At 47.3% G+C, this 21,589-nt stretch carries 17 protein-coding genes; 14 read left to right on the plus strand and 3 right to left on the minus strand.

Features of this window, described 5'->3' with window-relative positions; translation table 11 throughout:
* Positions 1–4: 4 nt before the first annotated feature.
* The 6 genes from G7Y37_RS03660 (at position 5) to G7Y37_RS03685 (ending at position 10,420) form a co-directional block, all read left to right on the plus strand.
* Positions 5–655, plus strand: a complete 651-nt coding sequence (locus tag G7Y37_RS03660) for a flagellar protein FliS (protein ID WP_165061977.1) — start codon at positions 5–7, stop codon at positions 653–655.
* A 179-nt stretch (positions 656–834) separates the two neighbouring features.
* Positions 835–1,605, plus strand: coding sequence for a hypothetical protein (locus tag G7Y37_RS03665; protein ID WP_165061979.1), 771 nt, complete (start codon positions 835–837; stop codon positions 1,603–1,605).
* 17 nt (positions 1,606–1,622) lie between these two features.
* On the plus strand, positions 1,623–2,387 hold the full coding sequence (locus G7Y37_RS03670) for a hypothetical protein (protein WP_165061981.1): 765 nt from the start codon (positions 1,623–1,625) through the stop codon (positions 2,385–2,387).
* Between the two features lie 32 nt (positions 2,388–2,419).
* Entirely contained in the window at positions 2,420–7,849 is a 5,430-nt protein-coding gene (locus G7Y37_RS03675; RefSeq protein ID WP_165061983.1) for a hypothetical protein, read from the plus strand.
* 136 nt (positions 7,850–7,985) lie between these two features.
* Complete coding sequence (locus tag G7Y37_RS03680) at positions 7,986–9,560, plus strand: hypothetical protein (protein WP_165061985.1); 1,575 nt, start codon at positions 7,986–7,988, stop codon at positions 9,558–9,560.
* Between the two features lie 14 nt (positions 9,561–9,574).
* On the plus strand, positions 9,575–10,420 hold the full coding sequence (locus tag G7Y37_RS03685) for a hemolysin family protein (protein WP_165061987.1): 846 nt from the start codon (positions 9,575–9,577) through the stop codon (positions 10,418–10,420).
* Positions 10,421–10,804: 384 nt separating this feature from the next.
* On the opposite strand, the gene G7Y37_RS03690 is transcribed toward G7Y37_RS03685, so the two are convergent.
* Positions 10,805–11,758, minus strand: a complete 954-nt coding sequence (locus G7Y37_RS03690; RefSeq protein ID WP_165061989.1) for a hypothetical protein — start codon at positions 11,756–11,758, stop codon at positions 10,805–10,807.
* Between the two features lie 250 nt (positions 11,759–12,008).
* Here G7Y37_RS03690 and G7Y37_RS03695 point away from each other — a divergent pair, with 250 nt between their 5' ends.
* Complete coding sequence (locus G7Y37_RS03695) at positions 12,009–12,203, plus strand: hypothetical protein (RefSeq protein WP_165061991.1); 195 nt, start codon at positions 12,009–12,011, stop codon at positions 12,201–12,203.
* Between the two features lie 376 nt (positions 12,204–12,579).
* On the opposite strand, the gene G7Y37_RS03700 is transcribed toward G7Y37_RS03695, so the two are convergent.
* Complete coding sequence (locus tag G7Y37_RS03700; RefSeq protein ID WP_165061993.1) at positions 12,580–12,981, minus strand: hypothetical protein; 402 nt, start codon at positions 12,979–12,981, stop codon at positions 12,580–12,582.
* Between G7Y37_RS03700 and G7Y37_RS03705 the strand changes: the two genes are divergently transcribed.
* From G7Y37_RS03705 to purB, 4 genes are read left to right on the plus strand one after another with little or no spacing between them, the layout of a single operon-like run.
* Positions 12,962–13,834: a CMP-2-keto-3-deoxyoctulosonic acid synthetase gene (locus tag G7Y37_RS03705; protein WP_165061996.1), complete on the plus strand. Its 873-nt coding sequence runs from the start codon at positions 12,962–12,964 to the stop codon at positions 13,832–13,834. The two genes, G7Y37_RS03700 and G7Y37_RS03705, sit on opposite strands and share 20 nt — an antisense overlap.
* 2 nt (positions 13,835–13,836) lie before the next feature.
* Entirely contained in the window at positions 13,837–14,508 is a 672-nt protein-coding gene (locus G7Y37_RS03710) for a TrkA family potassium uptake protein (protein WP_165061998.1), read from the plus strand.
* 10 nt (positions 14,509–14,518) lie between these two features.
* The gene (locus G7Y37_RS03715; RefSeq protein WP_165062000.1) at positions 14,519–15,190 is read left to right on the plus strand and encodes a TrkA family potassium uptake protein; all 672 of its coding nucleotides are present in this window, start codon (positions 14,519–14,521) and stop codon (positions 15,188–15,190) included.
* 41 nt (positions 15,191–15,231) lie between these two features.
* Positions 15,232–16,578 (plus strand): adenylosuccinate lyase, encoded by a 1,347-nt coding sequence (gene purB, locus G7Y37_RS03720; protein WP_165062002.1) that lies wholly within the window; start codon positions 15,232–15,234, stop codon positions 16,576–16,578.
* On the opposite strand, the gene G7Y37_RS03725 is transcribed toward purB, so the two are convergent.
* A complete protein-coding gene (locus G7Y37_RS03725; RefSeq protein WP_165062004.1) occupies positions 16,575–18,011 on the minus strand; it encodes a Tat pathway signal protein in 1,437 nt (478 codons plus the stop codon). The two genes, purB and G7Y37_RS03725, sit on opposite strands and share 4 nt — an antisense overlap.
* A gap of 196 nt (positions 18,012–18,207) precedes the next feature.
* On the opposite strand from G7Y37_RS03725, the gene G7Y37_RS03730 reads away from it, so the two are divergent.
* From G7Y37_RS03730 to G7Y37_RS03740, 3 genes are read left to right on the plus strand one after another with little or no spacing between them, the layout of a single operon-like run.
* The gene (locus tag G7Y37_RS03730) at positions 18,208–18,915 is read left to right on the plus strand and encodes a response regulator transcription factor (protein ID WP_165062006.1); all 708 of its coding nucleotides are present in this window, start codon (positions 18,208–18,210) and stop codon (positions 18,913–18,915) included.
* Between the two features lie 32 nt (positions 18,916–18,947).
* Entirely contained in the window at positions 18,948–20,531 is a 1,584-nt protein-coding gene (locus G7Y37_RS03735; protein WP_165062008.1) for a cell wall metabolism sensor histidine kinase WalK, read from the plus strand.
* Complete coding sequence (locus tag G7Y37_RS03740; RefSeq protein WP_165062010.1) at positions 20,528–21,397, plus strand: phosphoribosylaminoimidazolesuccinocarboxamide synthase; 870 nt, start codon at positions 20,528–20,530, stop codon at positions 21,395–21,397. The genes G7Y37_RS03735 and G7Y37_RS03740 overlap by 4 nt, the downstream gene beginning before the upstream one ends.
* The last annotated feature ends 192 nt before the right edge of the window (positions 21,398–21,589 follow it).

A 21,589-nucleotide genomic window follows, 5' to 3' on the forward strand; every position in this document is an offset into this window, starting at 1 on the left:
AAAAATGACGAACTATCAAAACAGCCAACAAGATAAAAACACGCGACCGACTGGCTATAGCATGCGTACAGCACAAAAGTCAGAGAGCGCTGCTGAAAACGACAAAAACAACAAGCGTTCTAGTGCGGAAAACAAGGCGCGACCGACTGCGCAAGGAGGCGGCAACAAGCGCACCATTTTCATAGTTATAGCCTGCGTAATTATTGCGCTTGTTGTGTGGTTGTGCGTGTGGCTGTTTGCTTGCAACGGGAATAGTCTGTTCGATCCCAACGCACAAACCGGGCAAGCACCCTATAAAAGTGAAGAAGAAATGCAGGCTGAACTTGACCGCGTGGTCGAAGAGGGCATGTTCAATATTTCCATTGCTAGCGTAATTGAATTTACTGATGGTACTTCATCGGGCACAGCGTACATAGAGAACGTGCCGGGCAATCGTTACAACATGCAGGTAACTATAACCGACGACAACTCTGGGGACGTGTTGTACGAGAGCGGCGTGCTGCAGCCCAATCAGTTTATAGAAAGCATTGTTTTGGTGAAAGATTTAGAGGCGGGAACATATCCAGCAACTGCCACATTCACGGCGCTTGACCCCACAACATATGACCAAGTGGGTCAGGCTGCCGCAAAGATAACGCTGAACGTGGCGGGTTAATCAAGAAAGTCAAAGTAGTTAAGACGGTGGCGGTGTGTTCACAAAGCGAGGACTGTAGAGCGACTGAGCATTTCACCACTGCCTTAACGGATAAGACAAGAGGTATCAAGCGGATAAATAGGGAAATCCGCTCGTACATAAGCAGGACGAAATGGCTGATAACTAAAGGAGGAAAAGCCATGAAAAAGACTAGTAAGTTATTGGGTGCTATAGGGCTTAGCGCTGCGCTTGCTATCGGGACAGCGGTGCCAGCATTTGCTGCTACCACACAATGGACAGATGCTGGCAACAATGATGAAACTACAGCATTGGGATCACTTGTTGAGGATGGAACTAAAGGGGAAATTGCTGATGGTTCTAACAGTTCTACTAAAGTTCATATCGGCACAAATATTTCGCAACTTAGTGTGCAGGTGCCTATTAAGTTGTACTTGGCTACCGAATCGGCTGGCGGTGCTCTTATAGCGCCTTCCGCTGGAACGTATACGATTAAGAACTATACGACGACTGCTGATATTTTCGTAACCAAGGTGCAATGCGACTATAGCACGGGTAATGCAGCTGGTAAAGATTGGCTACTAGTTGAGGATGGCGCTCTTGTAGGTGCTGGTGTTGCAGCTGCAGACGCAACGCATGCGAACCTAAAGGTAGACATGGCTGCGAAGCAACCATATAACGCTTCCGGCGATAAGTTGGCATCATCTAGCGCTCTTGGAAATTGGACTCTTTCTGCTGACACTACAAATGACAAGAATGTTAAAGATCTTTCTGCTGGTAATGGATGGGTTATTTACAAAGCCAAGGATGCCAGTACTCCCTGTGATATAGAGATTGACTTCTCAGGTCAAAGTTCAGTCGTGAAGGCTCCTGAGGGCTTCAACAGCACGGCTGGTGCAAATGGTAACAACGCATTCAATCTGACCTATACCATTAGCGCATCTAACGCGTAAGAAAGACAGGCATCCGTATGACGAATCGCGATCAGCATAACCCGATCTTCCGGGACGATACTTATCAGCAACAGGCAAATGCCAATCGCGTTCGTACGTACGGAATGAATGAAAGGGCTGTGCCGCCGAATGCGCCCAACGCGTTAACTGCGCCGTATGCGCCAAATGCGGCGCAAACTCAAGCGCAAGCGCAATACGCACAATACGCGGCGGCGCAGCCCGGATATTCAAGCAATACGTATCGTCCGCCTGTTACAAGTCAGCCGTCGCAAGCGTCCAAGCGCAAACGTGGCGCAGGGTTTTGGATAGGCATTGTCGTTGCAATTTTGGCGCTAATTGCAGCTGCCATTCTTGCTTACTTCATGCTGTTTAGCGGCGATGGTCGCGGGGCCCGTAGCGGCACTGCTGGTCAACTAGAAGGCAAAACGCCCGAAGAAGTGCAGGCTGAAATAGACCGCGTAGTAGAAGAAGGTATGTTCAATATAAGCATTGCTAGTGTGGTGGAATTTCAAGACGGTACAAGCGAAGGCGAATTCAAAATAGAAAATGTGCCCAACAATCCGTACCTAATGCGGGTAGTAATTACGCGAGAAGATACGGGCGAGCAAGTGTATGAGACGGGCATTATCGAGCAAAACTTTCATATTCAAAGCGATAAGTTGGATGTGGATTTGGCGAAAGGGCAATACCCCTGTGTAGCCACTTTCTATGCGCTAGACCCCGAAACTGAGGAAGAAGTAGGGTCGGCTGCTGCTCAGATAACAATAAATGTGCTTGGGTAAAAGTAAGGGAACTGGGAAATAAGGGACTTGCCATGAAATCATTGAAACACAAAATTTTGGCATGCATATTGGCAACAGTTTTAGCATTTGGGATGTGTCCTACTGCGGCATTTGCGGCTAATACAAACGGGCAATCTGAGCGTTCGGGTGCCGTTGAGCCAAATGTGCCTACAGTTGTAGATCCGGATGCACCAAACGTTACTACCGAGGGTGGTACGGGCACAACTGACGTATATATACTTACCGACCAAACAGTTGACCCTAGCACTTTTGCCATAGCGGAGCATACTGCGAGTCCTGTACAAAAGTCAGAGGTAAAAAGTGGTGCTGTTAATAGCCTGTGGGTGAATACTCAAAATGGCAAAAGTCCTTACACGGCAAAATGGGAGCGTATATATAGCGCCGACGAAAACTTCAGTATTAACGATTCGTCTTGGCAGGCGGGTACGCCCGGTTATGCGTTGCTTTCGGAAAGTGAAGTGCAGCCGCAAAATGTTCCTGCAGGTCAGCAGGGCGATGCGAAGTTTGGTTGGGCTATCGCTATGGATGATTTTCCCAATGATGGCGTTTACTACTATCGCGTTACTGTAACCGACAGTACTGGCAGCGCCAATGCGCAGTCTTACACTTTCAAGGTGAATTTTGTAGATCAGTATCATGGGGGCACTATCGAAGATGGTGACGAAAACCCTTCTATTTGGCAAGTTAGCGGTTATGAATACAACGATGCTAGTATGGTTGCGCAACTGCCCAGTGGCAGCATTCACAAAAGGACATGGCTTGAATATGCGCAGCTAACCAATTCTGCTGATTCCGATTTTTCAGCCATTTATTCAGCTGCTGCCGCGCAGGATGAGACAACACTTGGTGTTTGGCAATTGATGATAGATGGTGATGAAAACATCCCAAGCGACGAAGCGCTTTACATCAATGATGTTTTGGTCACTATGCACGTTCCGGAAGAGATGATAAATGACGGCAATTATTCTGTATGGTGGAAATACGGCGACACGTTAACTCAAATAAACAGTGCACCCTTGTCTAATTCCAAACAACCGCAGGTTGGTAGTCTGAAAATTAATCATGGCGAAAATGGCGACACGATAACTTTTCTGATAAGTGGTACTGGCGCCAAGCTTGGCACATTTGGCATTTCGAAAGATGTGCCGCAAGAGGTAAAGCAGTTCACCATAACACCCAAGGTGAGCGATTCTGCGGGTGGTCAGGTAATTCCAGCGCAGGCGCAAACCTTTACTGAAGGCGACGGCGTGGCACGTACGTTCGTCTTCCAGTCGTACGAGGACTGGGAAGTGGATAATGTTGTGCTACAGCGTAAATCTGGCGTACCCATTGTTGTTCCAAAAGCTGGTAGCGATGCTGCTGCGAATCCTGAGGTGGGCGAGTGGAGTGGCAATACTTATACAATTCCCGATTCTTGGACCGACGACGCAACGCTTACAGTAACGTTTGCGCAGACATCAAACGTTAATCCGTCTACAGACGAAGACGGTAACGAAGAAACGTTAAGCGCAGATGTTTCTGCAGGTGCTAATGGCGCTGTGTTTGTGGGTGAGAAAAAGGCTGCCAATAAGGTTAGCGAAAATACTTCAGCGCAGTTTGCTACTTCTTACAGTAATACCAGCGACAAATTTCAGCTGAAAGTAAACGAGGCAATCCAGTTGTTCTTCGAGCCTGCTACAGCAGGAACTGCGTATCGTGCAAAAACCGTAAAGATAAAACCGCATGCCAGTGCCGATTCGGAATACGTTTCCTATGCTGTTAGCGGCGATTCTTTCACTACTCCTAAGCTGCAATCCAGCATAGATATATATGTAGAATTCGAAGAGTACCTTGGTGGCGGCGAAGTTCGACACAATGTTGCAGCGGTGGTTGATGCTGCTAGCCCTGCCAATAGCGGTAGCGTTGTTATTGAGGGCACCACTAGTTCTACGGGTACTGTGTTAGATGCGCAAGGCGTTACATTTGTGGCTACGGCACTTCCCGGTTTTCAGCTTGCTAGTGTTGCTATTGTAGATAATGCGGACAACCAGTTAACGGATATGACCGATGCTGTGCGGTCTGCGCAGACGACGGCAGCAGGAACGCAATATACGCTTCGTGTAGCACCAGTTTTAAGCGATTTGCGTGTTAGCTTTACGTTTGAGCTGGCACCTATTTCGGTATTTTTCGACGTGCCAGATGGGGCGGGTATAGATGTATTAGGGCAGCCCGAATTCGACAAAGACGGAAATCCTGTCGTAAGGCAAGATGGCAGTCCTATCGAATTTGTGGTTACGCCGGATGAAAGCCATGATGTGTTATCTGTTTCTATGGGCGGCAACACGCTTTCTCCTACGAGCATGCAACATAATGACAACGGCATTCCCGTGTATATCTATCGCATTATTTTCGAAGATGCTCAGCGTGGCAATACTGTTAATGTGGTGCTTTCTCAGGTTGTAGTGGAAGACCCTACAAGTCCAGATGTTCCTGTTGGTGAAGACACATCAGATAAAACTATAACTGCCCGTACTGAAGGCGGCGGTAAAGCGTTTCCTGCAAGTGCAACTGTGAAATATAACGGGTCGGCTACTATAGATTTCATGCCTGATGAAGGCAATAAACTAGTTGCTATTCGTGTCGTAAAGTACGACAGTCATGGCAACGAAATATCAAATAAACGTTTCGAGTGGCAAACGCCCAGTTACACTGTTTCCGAAATAAGGGGCAACATTGATGTGGTTGCTTACTTCGAACCGAAGGATGCGGAAGATGGCTCTTCCGATTGGGCTGACCAGATAGGTAGCTATACGGTTAGCGTGCAGGCAAGCGCTGGTGGTGTGGTGAAGCCCGAAAGCGATGTTGCGGGCACTCATCAAGTTAGAATTAATGAAGGCAGTTGGCGCACGTTTACGTTCACTCCGGATGCCGGCATGGAAGTGGGCGATGTTTTCTTAATAGATTCTTCCGGTAGTAGTAAGCTGGTGGCTAGCGGTCAGACTAGCTATCAACTGAAGCCTGCGGGTGATTGCACGCTTCAGGTGAATTTTGTTGCTGCGGCTGCTGGCGAAAGTGGTGCTAGTGGTAATGCGCGCGCTGAGGTAGAGTCGGCTGTTCAGGTGTTTATCCAAACTGACAACACTTTCCTAGAAACAACTTTAGAAAACTGGGAAGACATTTTATCGGTTGACCCTATGTCAAAGTCTGTAAAAATGGGTGACTCTGCTAGCTTTATAGTTAGGATTAATCGCACAAAAGGGTACGTTTTTAAGGGCATAACTGCTGAAAGTGACGGACTTGCTGTAGATGTAAGTTTTCGACCTATCGTCGATGGCGAAGTTTTAGATACCGAGTACGTTTATAGCGCTGCGTCTCAGATGCGGTTGGTAAGAAATATGGCTAGGCAGGCTACAGCTCAGGCAATAGAAGATTACGAGGCGTATCTGGTAACTATTAAAACCGTGAATGCGAAAACTACTATGTCGCTAAAGCTGCAAAGCGAAGAAGATTACACCAATCAAACTGGTGTCTCAGCGGAAACAATCTCTTCGGGATTAACCAATAATATTTATATACAGTCCACAGGAGACGGTATTGTGGGCGTGTTTGATGCTAGTGGTGCACAACTAACAAATATTCCAATGGTGTCAGGCTATGTTGAGCGAATAAACGTTACTCCTAATCGTGGCGCTTATGTTAAGAAAGCGCTGCTATTTACTGGTAATGGTGTATCCACGGCAACAACTATTGAACAGCTAAGTAGTTTGCCAGATGTAAGTATGGACGATGTTACTAATATGGCGCGTGGTGGTACGGTTAGCATACTTGGCGGCAATCAAGATACGCGGTTGGTTGTGGAATTTGCTCATACCGATGTTGTTGATGGTGTTGCGGTGAATGTACTGAATTCTGCTGGGTCTGATTTAACGGTAGATGACGCGAAGTATCAAACTTATACGTCCACATTCACGAAAGCTGATGGCTCTGTACAGAATGTACGTTTCTACATGACGCCAAATGCTTCCAAAGGTTTTCCGCGCAATGTTGCGCAAAATTTCACCTTCCGTATTATCGACAAAAAAGTGGGCACGTACGCCATAGATACACTAATTTTGAATGGCGAGACTGCTAGCGTTACCCATGGAGCCGATTATGTTCAGCTTCCGATGGACGGCGATAGTAATCTTGTGCTGACTTTCCGTGAACTTGGCGAAGATGAGACACCAATAACTACAGATGTGCGCTACAAAATGAATGTAGAGCAGCCGACGGGTGCAGTTATTGCTCCTAGCACGCATGAGGTAGCGCTGGGTGCGTCGCCGGTGTTTCAGATAACGCCTGTAGATACAGGGAATAACCCCATTCAGAATGTAATCGAAGCAGTGTTGCTGGATGGGCATTATGTTTACCCGCAATACGATTCTTCCTATTTCGATTACGATTCAATTACGGGCGTATATGCGGTAAAAGAAACTGGCGAAAAGTTTATTTACGATGCCGGTGCTAGCAAGTTGTCGCTTCTTGAGGTTAGCGGCTCGCATAGCGTGGCGGCTGAAGTATTTCGTGCTGTTGGTGTGTTGGTGGACTACGAAGCTGAAGCCGAAAACGGTTTGGTAGTGCCAAATGGCGAGGTATGGTGGCCTGTAGACAATGAAGATGTACCACAAAGTTTGCGTTTATATGTAGCTCCAAGAAATGGATACGCGCTGAAATCTTTTACTGTAAACAATATTGAGCGCACTCCGTTTGAAGCAGAAGAGGCAAACGATGCTATAGCGAATTGGCAGCCTAAAGAATTACGTCCTATGGCGGCAGACGATATGTCTAAACAAGTTAGTAATACAGCACATGTAGGTTATGTAGCTTCTGAGAGCGCTTCGCTTATAAATACTGTACGCGAACTGGTATCTGTTGATACGGCATATGCCGATGAGGTGGTTTATGGGACTGGTCTTGCATATGATTTAACGCGCGACGATTTTCCAACGGAAAAATATGTGAAAGTTGCTGCGAAATTTGAGCTACCTCAGCATCAGAGTACATTTGACGTCAATGTGGAAGTGGTAGGCGGAGATAGTGGTCACGGTAGCATTCAGTTAAGTTCAAGCAGACTAGTTAGCCAAGCTACTTTTAATGTTAGGGCGGGCGATTCTCAATCTATAAAATTTACTCCAAATGTAGGTTATATAATTGCCGAGCTTACAGATAATGGAATAGACGTTACTGCCAATGTGCGCGATTTTGTATATACGCTTGCTAATGTTTCTGAGCGGCACGATATTAAGGTTACATTCAAGCGCGTATTAGGACCGGCTATGGGTACAGATCGCGCGGTAAAGCAGCTAGCGTCGCTAGCAAAGACAGGCGACTTAAATGCACCAGCATTAACGCTTTTGCTAGGTATTGCTTGTGCGGCTGTGGGCGTAGCTATTTTCTCTTCGAGCCGTCGAAAACGTTGCTAGAATATGCCAAAGCATCCTATTCATAGCATGCAATTACATATTAACTTCGTATAGATTTCCGCTTTTTTCGTAGTGTTAGTTTTGTTCGTTTACAATTAGCTGAACTGCGTGAAGATTTATCCGTTTAGGGATGCTAATGGCAAAGAAGAATAAGAAAAAATATGATATTGAGCCTGATTCTCAACAAGTACAGGTTCAACGAGTTACTCAGGCTGCTGAAGATGGCATGGCAGCAAAGGCAACACTAGATGCGGGCGGTAATCCTGCTGTTTCGAACGAGGACTCCGAGCGCGCGCTTAAAGAAGCTGTAGAAGCGGCACGCGAAAGTGCGGCTGTTCTTCGCGAGGCAGCTAATGCGTTGTCGCAGTCGGCGGCGCAATCTGTGGCGGTTTCAAGGTGGGGTCAGTTTCCGGGTCAGAACATGGGTATGCCGAACACTGGTGCAATGCCTATGCTGCCACCGCAGCTTCCACCGCAATATGCTGACAATATGCGTGCGCCTATGATGGATATGTCTGGCAGTTATCCTAGTGGTTACTATAACGATGCTGCTGTAAGGCGCAATTACGATTTACGTGAATCTGTAGGATACAGTCCGAAAGAACCCGGCGTTGCGAAGGTTGTCGATGAAGATCGCGGTGGCAAGCGTTGGAGTTCGCCAATAAAAAGCCTGAAGTCGCGCGTTGCTTCTGTTGCGGGCGGTTCTGCGGTTGCTGCGTCTGGCGTTGGGCAGCAGCCAGTGGTTGATGCGTCGGTGTTGTCGGGGCTTCCTAAATTCGGCGAAGCACCCGATCCTCTTCCCACTCCGCAAGAGATACTTGCCAGTTTGCCTTCATTTGAAGCGGTTGACCAATCGGCGCCAACGTCAGCGTCAACACCGGCGCCGGCGCCGGCACCAACATCAGCATCAGCATCAGTGGCACCTTCTGCTGCTGTGTCGGTAGAGCCTGTTTACCAACAGCCTCAGCAGTCTGTGCAAGTGCCCGTAGCCGATCAATCTGAAGCTATGGCTTCCGCTGCTTATGCCGACTCTGCAGCATTTTCAACAGACGTTTCAACTTCTGCAACTCAGGTTATACCTAGCCCTGAGCATGTTATAGAAGTTCCAGCGCAAGAGGTGGTTTACAGCGATATGCAACCAGCCGATCCTTATACTCAAACTTACAATAACGTGCCTGAGTTTGATCCCGCTACTATGTACGACCCAACTCAAGTATTCGAACCAGTGCAGCAGCTCTACGAGCCTATGCAGCCAATGTACGATCAAACACAGCAGCTCTACGACTCTATGCAGCAACCTTACGATCCTGCGCAACAGCTTTACGATCCGCTTGCTTACAGCAATGGTGCGGGTGCCTATAATTCCTACCCCGATGCGGTAATGTATACAGAGCCAGTCAAAGGCGGCAAAGCTACCATGTCGCTTATCTTGGGCATTCTGTCAATTTTGCTAGCTTTCATTCCGCCGCTTGGGTTGGTGTTAGCAATAATTGCCGTGCTTCTTGCGAAGTCTTACACTAAGAAAGGCGGTACTGCACCACGTGCAAGTACCGGTCGTGTATGCGGCATTGTTGGTATTGTGCTAAGCCTGTTGCTTGCTGTGGCTATTGGTGTATTTGTCGCTTATTTCATAGGTGGCTTGTATGGCGAATCGAATGCCGGCGCGATAATGGGATACCTGCAAACAACACCTTTGGCACAGTTTCTGTAAGGATTGATTGAATTATGGAAAAAGATTCCCATAAAGATAGTTCGTCAAAACAGAAACCTAGCTTTTTCGAGCGTTTTACAAACAAACGTGCCGAAGTGTCAGAAGATGAAATTCTAGAGCTATTAGATGAGGCCCCAGAACTTGCCGACGACGAAAAGCGCATGATTCAAGACATAATCGACTTGGGCGATACCGTTGTGAATGAAATATGCACTCCGCGTGTAGATGTAATGTTGGTCGAAGACAACGAAACTGGTCGGGCAGCACTAGAGCGCATGCGTGGTACTGGTTATTCGCGCCTTCCTGTGTGTCACGATAACATTGATGACATAATAGGAATAGTTCACTACAAAGATTTAATCGGTCCGCTTATGGATGGTTCTATTGACGAGCCAGTTACGCGCTTTATGTATAAGCCTATGTTTGTGCCCGAAACAAAAGATGTTATTCCTTTGTTGGGCGAAATGCAGGCTAAGCATCAGCAGATGGCAATAGTGGTTGACGAATACGGCGGAACCGAAGGCTTAATAACAATAGAAGATATAGTTGAAGAAATTGTGGGCGAAATAGCCGACGAATCTGACATAGGCGGCGAATTGCTAACTTTTATAGAGCCCGGTGTTTGGCGTGCTGATGGGCGCTTTCCCGTAGAGGATGCGATAGAACTTGGCTGGCCTGTGCAGATATCTGACGATTACGAAACTATTGCCGGTTGGTTAATGCTAACGCTCGATTCCGTTCCTAAGACTGGCGAAATGGTGGTTGTGGATGGCTATGAATTCAAGATACTCAAAATGCGCCGCAGCCGTATATCGTTAATAAATGTTAAACGCTTAGAGCATGAGGTTCTAAAAAACTAGGCAAGCAGTTATTACTCGCTCCTAATTCGTTGAAGTCGCATATTGCAATGCGTTTTCATCTTTCGACAGTATCGATGAGCTTCTAATAAAAGAAATCCTTTTGTTTCGGGTTAATAAGTAATGCGTAAATCTGCATTACGATGGGCGTTTGATCCAAAAAAGTTAGAAACTTGGTCAAAACTTCCGGCTTTCCACACTCAAACACACCTAATAGCACCCGCCGAGGCATCATTGAACACTGTTTGCCCAGTGTTCTCCACATTTCAAGCTACCTATTGGGCACTCTGACCGTGGAAAGTCGGAAGTTTTGACCATTTTTTCGCAAAAATTTACCTGATACTCATTTTTGTTTTGTTTATACAAAACCTATGCACCAATGATTCATCAGTGATGACTAGAAAGCACTTTGTTGCGCAGGGCGTATCTAGCCTGCACAAATCCGTCAGATCTAATTCTTAGTCGTTTGCCAAGCCCGTGTGCTATTAATTTAGCTATGCGTTCTGTATCGTTAATAGAATTTAATTCGTCTCTGGTTAGTGTTAATACATTTATATTATGTAGTTCTAGCATGTTCCGTCTGCGAGAATCGCGCGATATATCTTTAGAGTCGCAATGAAAGGCGTCGCTATCATATTCCAGTGCTATGTGTGCCTTTTCCCACAGCATGTCTACTCGAAGAAATTGCTTGCCTAAAGCATGTTGCTGACTTTTAGAAAGCTCAATTTTCTCATTTAGTTTTGGTTTTTCTAACCCATAACCGCCATAACGAGAAGGAAGCGTAAGAAGTAATGCTGCAGCTGTTTCTCTAGGAGATGCCGAACCGTCTATTGCGTTATGCGCGGCTTTACAAAGCGCTTTTATTCCGTAGGTGCTTTTTGCATGTTTAGTAAAAGCATGCAGTTTTTTAGTGGAAGTAAGTGGAGGGCGTTGGCGAAAACCGCGCGTATCGGAATTGTCTAAAGTATAGTGACCGCATGCTTCAAACATTATTAGTAGTGTGTCAATGAAAGATTCGGCATTTGCTACTTGAGCTAGCGCTAATTCCGGAGACGCAACATAAACTTTGCTGTTTATTTTGAACAGTGAATTTGGCGGCAATTCTTGTGTGATTAAATGGAAGCGAATATTTGGATAATTGCGTTTATTTGCGCAAGCAAGGTGTATTGGTCTTGAATCTTGATGAAATGAATTGCAGAATTCTTTTATTTCGCTCGGTGCTTCGCTGCATCGTCCAAGTCGTGTTGCCTTTGTTTTTGCAGACCTGTCTAAACAAGTGCCTGTCAGCATTTGCCAGCGCCAATATTCGAGTGCTGTGTAGCCTGTAATATAAATCGTCATGGTTATTACATTAGCATAAAGAATCCCCAGTTCAAGCCCGTTTTTTCTGTTAGATTTTTGCAAGGTTTACGATAGATTTTATGTGAATCTATGCAATGTTTTTGTAAGAATTAAGTGCGATTTATGCAAGGTTTTTGCAAGAAACACAGTCTATAAATAGCTTCGTAGTGTTCGCGAAAATATTAACGCGCATTTGTTGCTAAATTTGATATGCCTATATTCCTATATGCAGCTTAATCAAAGATATAGCATGAGCTACTTTGAGTCAGAAAACAGGAAAATCAACTTGCAAAACTACAGCAAAGAGGCAGCCTTAGCGGTGTTGCGTAAATATTTCGGCTATAACGCTTCGCCCAAAACAGAGAGAGGTGGTGTTTGTTGTGTTGTCGAGGCGGGATGTGCTTATAGTTATGTTAGCTGTGCAGGTAAATCTATGGGGCTGTAACAGAAGTCTCATCAATAAGAAACTTGCCACAATATGTGGTGGGTTTCTTGCATTTCATTTCAATATATAGCGGTTCAAGATAACCATTCAAGACTTTTGTTGCAGCCCCATAACGTCAAACGCAAAATTATTAAGAATGAACATTGAAGTACTACCCTAAACAATGAATTGTTTGAGCGGATTTGCGCAGCGCGCAAGCAAACAGGAAATAAGAAAAATACCTTTGTATATAGTTTTTTCGAATGCAGCATTGCGCGATATGTGTGTACGCATGCTGTGAACGTCCGAAGATTTTTCTAGAAGTAAAAGCATAGGAGCCCTAAAGTAAAAATATATGTTGATATCTTTTTAGCTGAAATAGCGAATTATTACTGATTTAGGTATTTATGAGCGTATTTTTGCTTTGGTATAAAAATTTGTAAAAACTGGTCAAAACTTCCGGCTTTCCATGGTGAAAAACGCCAAATTGCCTATGTTGGTGCGTTGGTATTTCATGTTTGCCCAGTGTTCTCCACATTTCAAGCGACCTATTGGGCACTCTGACCGTGGAAAGTCGGAAGTTTTGACCAGTTTTAGAAAATTTTCCTCTTAGCTTAAAGGTTAATGTTGCCAATGACGAATTGTTGATTGCGCGTCTTGTTTTATGCTGTAGAATATCCCAAAACATATTTATTCCATTGGCAGCAAATCCACCAACAATCCAGTCAGCTGTCACCGCTTCGGCGGTCGTTTTTGTGTTGGAAGGCAAAACGGAGAAGTTGACAAAGGGTAAACACATAGCAGCCAGCTCGAAAAAGGTTCAGCGCGTGCGCACGAATAAGCGCAGCTCTGCTTTTTATGCTGCTTCTGGCGCAAATGCGCATTCTTGCGCTGCTGTACGTCCTAATGTTGCTACTCGCAGATCGGCTGCCATTAAAGTTTCTGTAGCTATATGCGTTGCAATCGTTATAGCTTGGGGAGCAGGTTTAGGACTGGCTTCTGCTGGCGGTTCGGCGCTTATGTCATTTTCTAACGATAATCAGAAATCCGATCAACCCACCACCGAGACTTCAATAGATTTAACGAAGACTGCGGCGCTGGGTGAAGTTTCTCAGCGCGATGTGTCGGCGGGTGTCGCTGAAATTGCAGCCGAGGAGGAGGCTGCACGCATCGCCGCTGAAGAAGCAGCTCGTAGGCACGAAGCGCAATGCATCGAAAAAGCTAAGGCTGCACAGGTTAAGTCGGCTGCAAATGGTGGCATTGGCGTTTATGCGGTTGATTTTTCTATTGGGCGCGACGCGTTTATTGCAGAGTGGACTTCTCGCATCAACAACTATCTCGACGGTTCTCCGTTGGCTGGCTATGGTGCTACATTTGCGGAAGCTGCTTGGGAAAACGGTGTTGATCCGCGGTGGTCGCCCGCTATTTCGAATACTGAAAGCACAAAAGGTCGCAACTGTTTTTCGTGGCACAACGCTTGGGGTTGGACTGGTGGTTCGTGGCCAAGCTGGGATTCGGCTATACGTGCGCACGTAAAAGGCTTGGCAGAAGTTTATGGATTCACCATCAGTTTTTCTAATGCGCAGCGCTATTGTCCGCCGAATTATGCGAATTGGTATCGCGATACACTAAACGAGATGGCAAAAATCTAGCCATGAGCAACGTTATCATAGTCGGGTGCGGGCGTGTGGGTTCGCAATTGGCGAATATGTTGTCTGATGCGGGCAATAATGTTTGCTGTATTGATCGGTCGGTTGACGCTTTTGCAAATTTGGGGCGCAACTTTAATGGTTCTACAATTCAGGGAATTGGATTCGATGAAGAGGCGTTGCTGCGGGCTGGCATTGAGGAATGCGATGTTTTAGCGGCAGTTACTCAGCTAGACAATACGAATTTGATGTGTGCCGAAGTGGCAAACAGATTGTTCGATGTTCCGCATGTTATTGCAAGGCTTTATAATCCCGGTCGCGAACGCGCTTATATGCAGCTTGGAATTGATTACGTTTGCGGTACAGCGCTTGTGGCTGAAGAGATGTTTAGCAAGGTTATGAGCGGGCATGGCAGCCATATAGCTACATTTGGCGAATGTGAAGTGCTTGAATTTTCGCTAAAACTTGACAATAGCGACGATGCTTTTGCGGCGAGCAGCGTGCGTGTTGGTGAACTAGAGCGCGACCATAACGTGCGTATAATAGCGTTCGAGCGCAAGGACGGGTCGTCTAGCAGCATTCCTACAACCGATTCAGTGTTGCATAACGGTGATACAGTGTTAGCAGCTGTTCGCCACGACTATATCCAGCAGTTTACAAAGTATATGCAAGGGTAGGCGGCGCGATATGTATATCGTTATAGCCGGTGGCGGCAAAGTGGGCTCTTATCTGGCAAATGTGTTGCTGGAAAGCGGCAATCAGGTTGCCATAATAGAGGAGAACAAACAAGTAGCCGACTTGCTTTCGGTGTCGCTAGAGGGCGAGTGCCTAGTTATAAATGGCGACGGCTGCGATTCGCGATTCCAAGAAGATGCTGGAATGCGCCGTGCTGATATATTTGTGGGCGCAACAGGTCAAGACGACACGAATCTGGTCGCGTGCGAAATAGCCGGGTGCGTTTTTAATGTCAATCGCGTTATTGCGCGCGTGAATAGCCCGAAGAATTTGCGAATTTTTCGCAAAGTGGGAATCGAATGCGTTTCGTCAACCACGCTTATTGCGAATCTTATTGAGGAAGAAGCGCTGCTGGGAAATGTATCGGTGGTGTCTTCGCTGACGCATGGCAACGTTTCGCTTTCTGAATTTACCGTGGGGCACATGCGCCATCACTCCGACGAAGAGGGTGTTGCGCTGGGCGATGTAGAGTTGCCAGAAGGTGCACTTGCGGTGGCTGTGGCATACGAAGATGATGCCGAAGTTGCTAACGATGACATAATATTATTCCCGGGCGATCAGGTTATAGTAGTTGCCGACAGCGATGTATTAGATGAAGTGCGAGCAGTATTTCGTTCCTTATAGTTTTGCTTGGTGGACGGCTGCGTAAGAGGAAAGGGCTTAATATGATTGACCGCTACACACGTCCAGCTATGGGCAAAATATGGGATTTCCAGAATAAATTTGATATTTGGCGCGAAATAGAAGTGTTGGCGTGTGAAGCGCAGGCAGAGCTTGGTCAGTGCGGCATAACGGCAGAGGAAGCGAAGTGGATTCGTAATCATGCAGCAGCCGATGCAGGTCGCATAGCCGAGATCGAGCAGGTTACGAACCATGATGTAATTGCTTTCACAACGAATATGGCTGAAAACATTGATGCCGAAATACCCGAGGGTCAAGAAAAGCCTAGCCGCTGGGTGCATTACGGCATGACTTCTAGCGATTTGGGAGACACCGCCTTAAGCTATCAGATTGCGCAAGCGGCTGACATTATAATTGCGGACGTTTGTCAGCTTGGCGAAACTTGCAAACGCCGCGCGTTGGAAATGCGCGATGTTTTATGTGTCGGACGCACGCATGGTATACACGCCGAACCTATGACTTTCGGAATGAAATTTGGTAGCTGGGCTTGGGCGCTGCATCGGTGCAAAGTTCGCATGCAGCAGGCGCGCGAGGTGTGTGCCGTGGGAGCTATAAGCGGCGCGGTTGGCACGTATTCTAGTATCGATCCGTTTGTAGAGCGCTATGTGTGCGAAAAGCTAGGGCTTACGCCCGACCCGCTTTCCACGCAGGTATTAGCGCGCGACAGGCATGCGCAAATGGCTACAGCGCTGGCAACAACGGCAAGCACGCTTGAGAGCATCGCTATGCAGGTGCGCTTGCTTCAGCAAAGCGATGTTATAGAAGCCGAAGAACCGTTTACGCGCGGGCAAAAAGGCAGTTCAGCTATGCCTCACAAGCGCAATCCTATAACCGCTGAGCGCGTATGTGGTCTTTCGCGTGTGGTGAAAGCCAACGCGCAAGTGGCGCTTGATGATGTGGCGCTGTGGTACGAGCGCGACATAAGCCACTCAAGCGCCGAGCGTGTGGCGCTAGCCGACAGCTTCATAGCGCTAGATTATATGTTTGGAAAAATGCAGTGGATGCTGGATGGGTTGCAAACTTATCCGGCAAAAATGGAACACAATTTATGGCGTACACGCGGGCTAATATTTAGCAGCAAGGTTTTGCTTGCGCTGGTGAATGCGGGTCTTACGCGCGAGGACGCATATGTAATAGTGCAGCGCAATGCTATGCGCGTTTGGGACGATATTCAAAATGCGGTTGCTGGTCCTAGTTTCCGCGAGAATATAGAGGCCGACCCGGATGCATCTGTTTTGACACCCGAACAACTAGATGCCATTTTTGATCCGAAGGCATTCTTGACGCGAATTGATCCGATTTTTGAACGCTTAGAAACTTTGGAATTCTAAACAGTTTTCCAAACTTTCATACGGCATTCTTTAATGGGGTCGCCATTTATGGGCGTGTAGTCGATATTGGTGTATGTAACCAAATTTTGGCACGTGCCATACGATGCTAAGAATTCGCCATAATCTGGTGCGCCGTTTTCCACATCTAAGGCGAAGTAACGCTTTGCGCCTAAATCTACGCCCGACACGGCGCGTGTAGATTTAACAACGAACCAATTGTTGTACCAAGCAGGCGGTGTAACCGGTGTGCGCGGAAACCGGAACCATGTCGAGCTGCTGTACAGATCGGCAACTGCTTGGGCAGCTCTGGCGTTGGCTTCTTCTGCGTTGCGCTCTGAAAGTTGTCCATTTTTGTCGCGTAGCGAATTTTGGGCATCAGCTGTGGCGGTTTTTAAGTCGTATGTGGGTGCGGATGCAGGTGTGTATGTGCCAAGATTCGCTATGCCATCACCATAGTTGTATATGCCGTCGAAGCTGAATGCAAAACCACTTTCGCCATATGCCACATATATCGGGCGCATCGAGGCGGGCAACGCCAACGCATCGGTAACTTCGCCTGTTGCTGCGTCTATATGAGTTAGTTGGTAGCGCGTATCGCTAGTGTCGGCGCGTGGGGCACAGGCAATTCCCGAAGCTGAGGGACTAGGAGAACAAGCCATGCGCCCATGCGATGTGTACAATGTTCGCGCAGCCTCTGGGCTGCCTCCAAATTCTACGCACATCATAAGGCTGTCTTCTTTAGTGGCATTGCCGTTTAGCTGCGGCAACACTTGCCAGAATGCGTAATTGCCGCTGGCAGCCAATGTTGGCATCTCCCAATTGGTATCGCCTTCGTGCATTAATACTGGCTCTCCTAGCTGGGCACCGGAAAGTGTTGCCTGATAAACGCGCCAGTTTCCATCTAAAATGTCGGCTTCTGTCCATATTAGTCCGCTAGACGTAGCTCGGGCATCGTATATTTCAAAACCGTCAGATTGTCCGTGTGCTTTGTCTAATATTGTGCGGCATGTGCCTGCGCTAAGAGAAATAAGACCTACATTTGTTAGCGGTTTGCCCGTTTCGGTAGGCAATAAGCAGGCGGCTACGCTAGGGTCGGATGCCCATACCATAGTTCCATAAGGCAGCGAAACGGATGTAACCACGCGAAGCGCTTGATTGTTTTCAATATATTCGCAGTTATCGGTTGTGAAAACGCTGCTGGTTGGAACGGATAGTGCCGGAGTATCGTGCTTTGGCGAAAAGCCACCCGTAGCTGCGAATGCGGCAGTTCCTACTGCGGCAGCAGCGGCTACGCCTGCAATACCGTAAAGAAATCCGCGTCTGGTAAGCAATATGTTTGCTATGTTGGTGGAGTCATTTTCAACGCCGGTGTTTCGTGTGCTAGCCTGATCGGCTGTGTGTTTGCGTCGTGTTGTGCGCGACGAATTAGCCACGCTCGGTCGCACTCGCGTGCTGGCGTGTGCGTATTGTGAGCGCCTTTTGCTCTGCGGGCGTTTTCTGCCGTTTATTTTCATGCCTCTATTGTGTCATTTAGGCAACGCGATTTCATCCCTTAGGTTGCAAAAGGTACAATATTCGCAAGATTATTTTGTGTTGGTATGTGCTGCTGACTTTTCGGAGGCGTTAGTTATGAATAATGATACGCGACGCATTTTGCTTGTTGAGGACGAGAAGAATATTCGTGATGCTGTAACAGCGTATTTAGAGCGCGACAACTACTGGGTAACTGCTGTGGGCGATGGGCAGGATGCGCTAGATGAATTCGCGAAGCACCACTACGACTTAATCATTTTGGATCTTATGCTTCCGCGCGTTTCGGGCGAACGCGTATGCCGCACTGTTCGCGACAGTTCGGATGTTCCCATTATTATGCTTACCGCAAAAGGTGAAGTGGAAGACCGTGTAATAGGTTTAGAGCTTGGTGCGGACGATTATCTGGTAAAGCCCTTTAGCCCGCGTGAATTGGTTGCGCGTGTAAGGTCGCTTCTGCGCCGTGCCCATTCAAACGATGCGCCGCAGCGCGAGGTGTTAGAGTTTGGCGAGTTGATTATAGATATCTCAGGTCATAAGGTTTTGGTCGATGGCAAAGAGATAGACCTAACGGCTAGCGAATTTAAGTTGCTTACTACGCTTTCGCGCTATCCCGGTCGTGTGTATTCGCGTATGGAATTGGTTGAGAAAGTGCTTGGCTACGACTTTGAGGGCTACGAGCGCACGATAGACAGTCATGTGAAGAACCTGCGTGCCAAGATTGGCGATAATCCGAAGAATCCTAAGTGGCTTCATACCGTACACGGTGTGGGCTATCGTTTTGAAGATCCTACCCAGTCTATTTAGTGTGAACTGTAGAGCCCTGTAAATCTAAAGTAATGGACAGCGAAACTACTACGGATCAGAATACGCCCGAAGCTGCGCCTGCGGCAGATGAGAAGCGCCCTAGTAATTCTGAAGAAAATTTTGCTTCAGAAGACGCGGAAGAAACGAAGCGCAAGCGCAGCTTTTTTTCGCGCTTGCGCTGGGCAAACTTAACCTACGTAACACGTATTGCGCTATCGTTTGCAATGATAGCGGCGCTTACAGCCATAATTTCTGTATGCGTAGTTAGCGCTGTTTGGGGTCAATATTTTCAAGCTTATACCGCAGAAAATATAGAATCGCTAGCTTCAACTGCTGCTACTCGTATAGCTTTGGTTTACGAGAATTCGGGCGAATTGGACTCTGAAGCGGTAGAAACTATTGCTATGGCAGCGGAAGTGTCGCCCGAAGTTAGCATAAAAGTGTTAGATGCTGCGGGTAATACGATTTATGAAACTTCTAATGAAAGCGCCCCTAGGGGGGATGGCACATCGTTTGAACCTAGCGATCCTGCGCAAATTGCCGGCGCAAAAATTAAGGTGGGCGACAAAGTTGTAGGCTCGGTTCGCATGTGGGTTTACGGGTCTGACACGCTTATGAACAAGCTGGACAGGCAGTTCAGAGACAATTCATATGCGGCGCTGATTTTTGCGGGTTTGGCTGCTGTGGCGATTGCATCGCTGTTTGGCATGGTATTTGCGCGTCGCTTGGTGGCACCGATTAATCGTCTTACACGCACGGCTGCTGCGGTGAAGGCTGGCAAATTGAATGCGCGTTCTAATTTAACAGGTGAAGACGAGATAGCGCATTTAGGCGAAACTTTCGATGCCATGATTGCGTCGGTTGAAAACGATCGCAAGTTAGAGCAGCGCTTAACATCCGATGTGGCGCATGAACTTCGAACGCCACTAATGTCTATACAGGCAAACATGGAAGCCATGATAGATGGCGTATATGATACCGACGAAGAGCATCTGGAAAGAGTAAATAGTGAAGTTCAGCGCCTGAGCCGTCTGGTTGATGCATTGCTGAAGTTATCGCGTTTGGAAAATAGAAGCAATCCTATGAAGCAAGACGTGGTAAACCTTGGCGAACTTATTGGTGAAGTTGTGCAAACTCACGAGCAGTTTGTAACAGAATCGGGGTTGAAGCTTACTTTCTATACCGACGACCGCGTGCTTGTACTTGGCGACTCCGATATGATTCGTCAAGCTGTTGTTAATCTAATTTCGAATGCGGTTCGCTATACGCCCGAAGGTGGACGCATAGATGTAAGTGTACGTCGCAGTACTGCTATGGCTAATATTGCTGTTAGCGATACGGGCATTGGATTGTCTCCCGAAGAAGCCAAAATGGTATTTGGGCGCTTCTGGCGTGCCGATGCAGGGCGTGCTAGGGCAAGTGGAGGCTTAGGAATCGGTCTTGCGGTGGTAAAAGAAATTGTAGATCGCCATAAGGGATGGATAGGCGTAGAGGGCGAAACAGGCAAAGGTGCCACGTTTACAATACATATTCCGCTTTATGAAGATACAATATCGCGTGTTCGTGCACGTAGTAATTTGCAGCGCAACCGCATAAGCGACAGGAGGCAATCGTGAATCCGATAACAATCAAGCCGATATCTCAGGGTAAGGTGCGCGATATATACGATCTGGGCGACAAGCTGATGTTGGTGGCAACCGATCGTATATCGGCATTCGACTATGTCTTGGAAGACGAGATTCCCTATAAGGGCAAAGTTCTAACGCAGATTTCTAAATTCTGGTTTGAATTGCTTGACGATGTGGTGGATAACCATATGATTACTACCGATGTGGCAGATTTGTCGGATGAATTTGCGCCGTGGGCAGAGTGGCTTGACGGGCGTTTTATGATAGTGCGCAAAATGGAGATGTTCCCGGTAGAGTGTATAGTGCGCGGGTATTTGGCTGGTAGCGGTTTGAAAGAATATAAGCGCGAAGGAACGGTGTGCGGCATTCACTTGCCCGATGGGCTACAAAATTCTTCGAAGCTTCCCGAAGTGCTGTTTACGCCTTCCACGAAAGCTGAAATTGGCGATCATGATGAAAACATCAGCTTCGAGCGATGCGCGCAGATACTAGGCGAAGATGACGCGCAGGAATTAAGGCGGCTGTCTACGCTGGTTTACAATGCGGCTGCTGAATACGCTAGTCAGCGCGGCATAATAATTGCGGATACGAAATTTGAATTTGGGCGCGGTGCAGATGGTTGTATAGCGCTTGGTGATGAAGTGTTAACACCTGATTCGTCGCGTTTTTGGCCGGCTGATGAATATGCGCCTGGAAAAGATCAGCCGTCGTTCGATAAGCAATTTGTGCGTGACTGGCTTACGGCAAATTGGGACAAGCAAGGTACACCTCCGCGTTTGCCTCAGGAAATAATAGAGCGTACATCGCAGAAATACTTACAAGCTTACGAACTTTTGGTTGGTAAGCCGCTATAATTTTGCGTGTCGGACATATCGGGGCGTAAAGTCGGAAAGGTTACGTTCAGAGGCTATGCAGCCCCCACTCCACCTTTCCGACTTTACTTATGCAATGCGTGCCGCGATAGATATTCGGAATATAAAAACTAATGGCTACGTTCAGAAACTGCGCAGCCTTCACTCCGCTCTTCCGTATCGCCAGAATTTCTT

It is taken from the genome of Adlercreutzia sp. ZJ154 (genome assembly GCF_011039055.1).
Taxonomy (GTDB): Bacteria; Actinomycetota; Coriobacteriia; order Coriobacteriales; family Eggerthellaceae; genus Adlercreutzia_A.

Excerpts from the sequence above, each read along its gene's own strand:
- purB (WP_165062002.1), top strand. The coding sequence starts at position 15,232 with ATGATTGACCGCTACACACGTCCAGCTATGGGCAAAATATGGGATTTC.
- G7Y37_RS03710 (WP_165061998.1), top strand. The coding sequence starts at position 13,837 with ATGAGCAACGTTATCATAGTCGGGTGCGGGCGTGTGGGTTCGCAATTG.
- G7Y37_RS03730 (WP_165062006.1), top strand. The coding sequence starts at position 18,208 with ATGAATAATGATACGCGACGCATTTTGCTTGTTGAGGACGAGAAGAAT.
- G7Y37_RS03695 (WP_165061991.1), top strand. The coding sequence starts at position 12,009 with ATGAGCTACTTTGAGTCAGAAAACAGGAAAATCAACTTGCAAAACTAC.
- G7Y37_RS03680 (WP_165061985.1), top strand. The coding sequence starts at position 7,986 with ATGGCAAAGAAGAATAAGAAAAAATATGATATTGAGCCTGATTCTCAA.
- G7Y37_RS03665 (WP_165061979.1), top strand. The coding sequence starts at position 835 with ATGAAAAAGACTAGTAAGTTATTGGGTGCTATAGGGCTTAGCGCTGCG.
- G7Y37_RS03660 (WP_165061977.1), top strand. The coding sequence starts at position 5 with ATGACGAACTATCAAAACAGCCAACAAGATAAAAACACGCGACCGACT.
- G7Y37_RS03670 (WP_165061981.1), top strand. The coding sequence starts at position 1,623 with ATGACGAATCGCGATCAGCATAACCCGATCTTCCGGGACGATACTTAT.
- G7Y37_RS03715 (WP_165062000.1), top strand. The coding sequence starts at position 14,519 with ATGTATATCGTTATAGCCGGTGGCGGCAAAGTGGGCTCTTATCTGGCA.
- G7Y37_RS03690 (WP_165061989.1), bottom strand. The coding sequence starts at position 11,758 with ATGACGATTTATATTACAGGCTACACAGCACTCGAATATTGGCGCTGG.
- G7Y37_RS03700 (WP_165061993.1), bottom strand. The coding sequence starts at position 12,981 with ATGTGTTTACCCTTTGTCAACTTCTCCGTTTTGCCTTCCAACACAAAA.
- G7Y37_RS03735 (WP_165062008.1), top strand. The coding sequence starts at position 18,948 with ATGGACAGCGAAACTACTACGGATCAGAATACGCCCGAAGCTGCGCCT.
- G7Y37_RS03685 (WP_165061987.1), top strand. The coding sequence starts at position 9,575 with ATGGAAAAAGATTCCCATAAAGATAGTTCGTCAAAACAGAAACCTAGC.
- G7Y37_RS03675 (WP_165061983.1), top strand. The coding sequence starts at position 2,420 with ATGAAATCATTGAAACACAAAATTTTGGCATGCATATTGGCAACAGTT.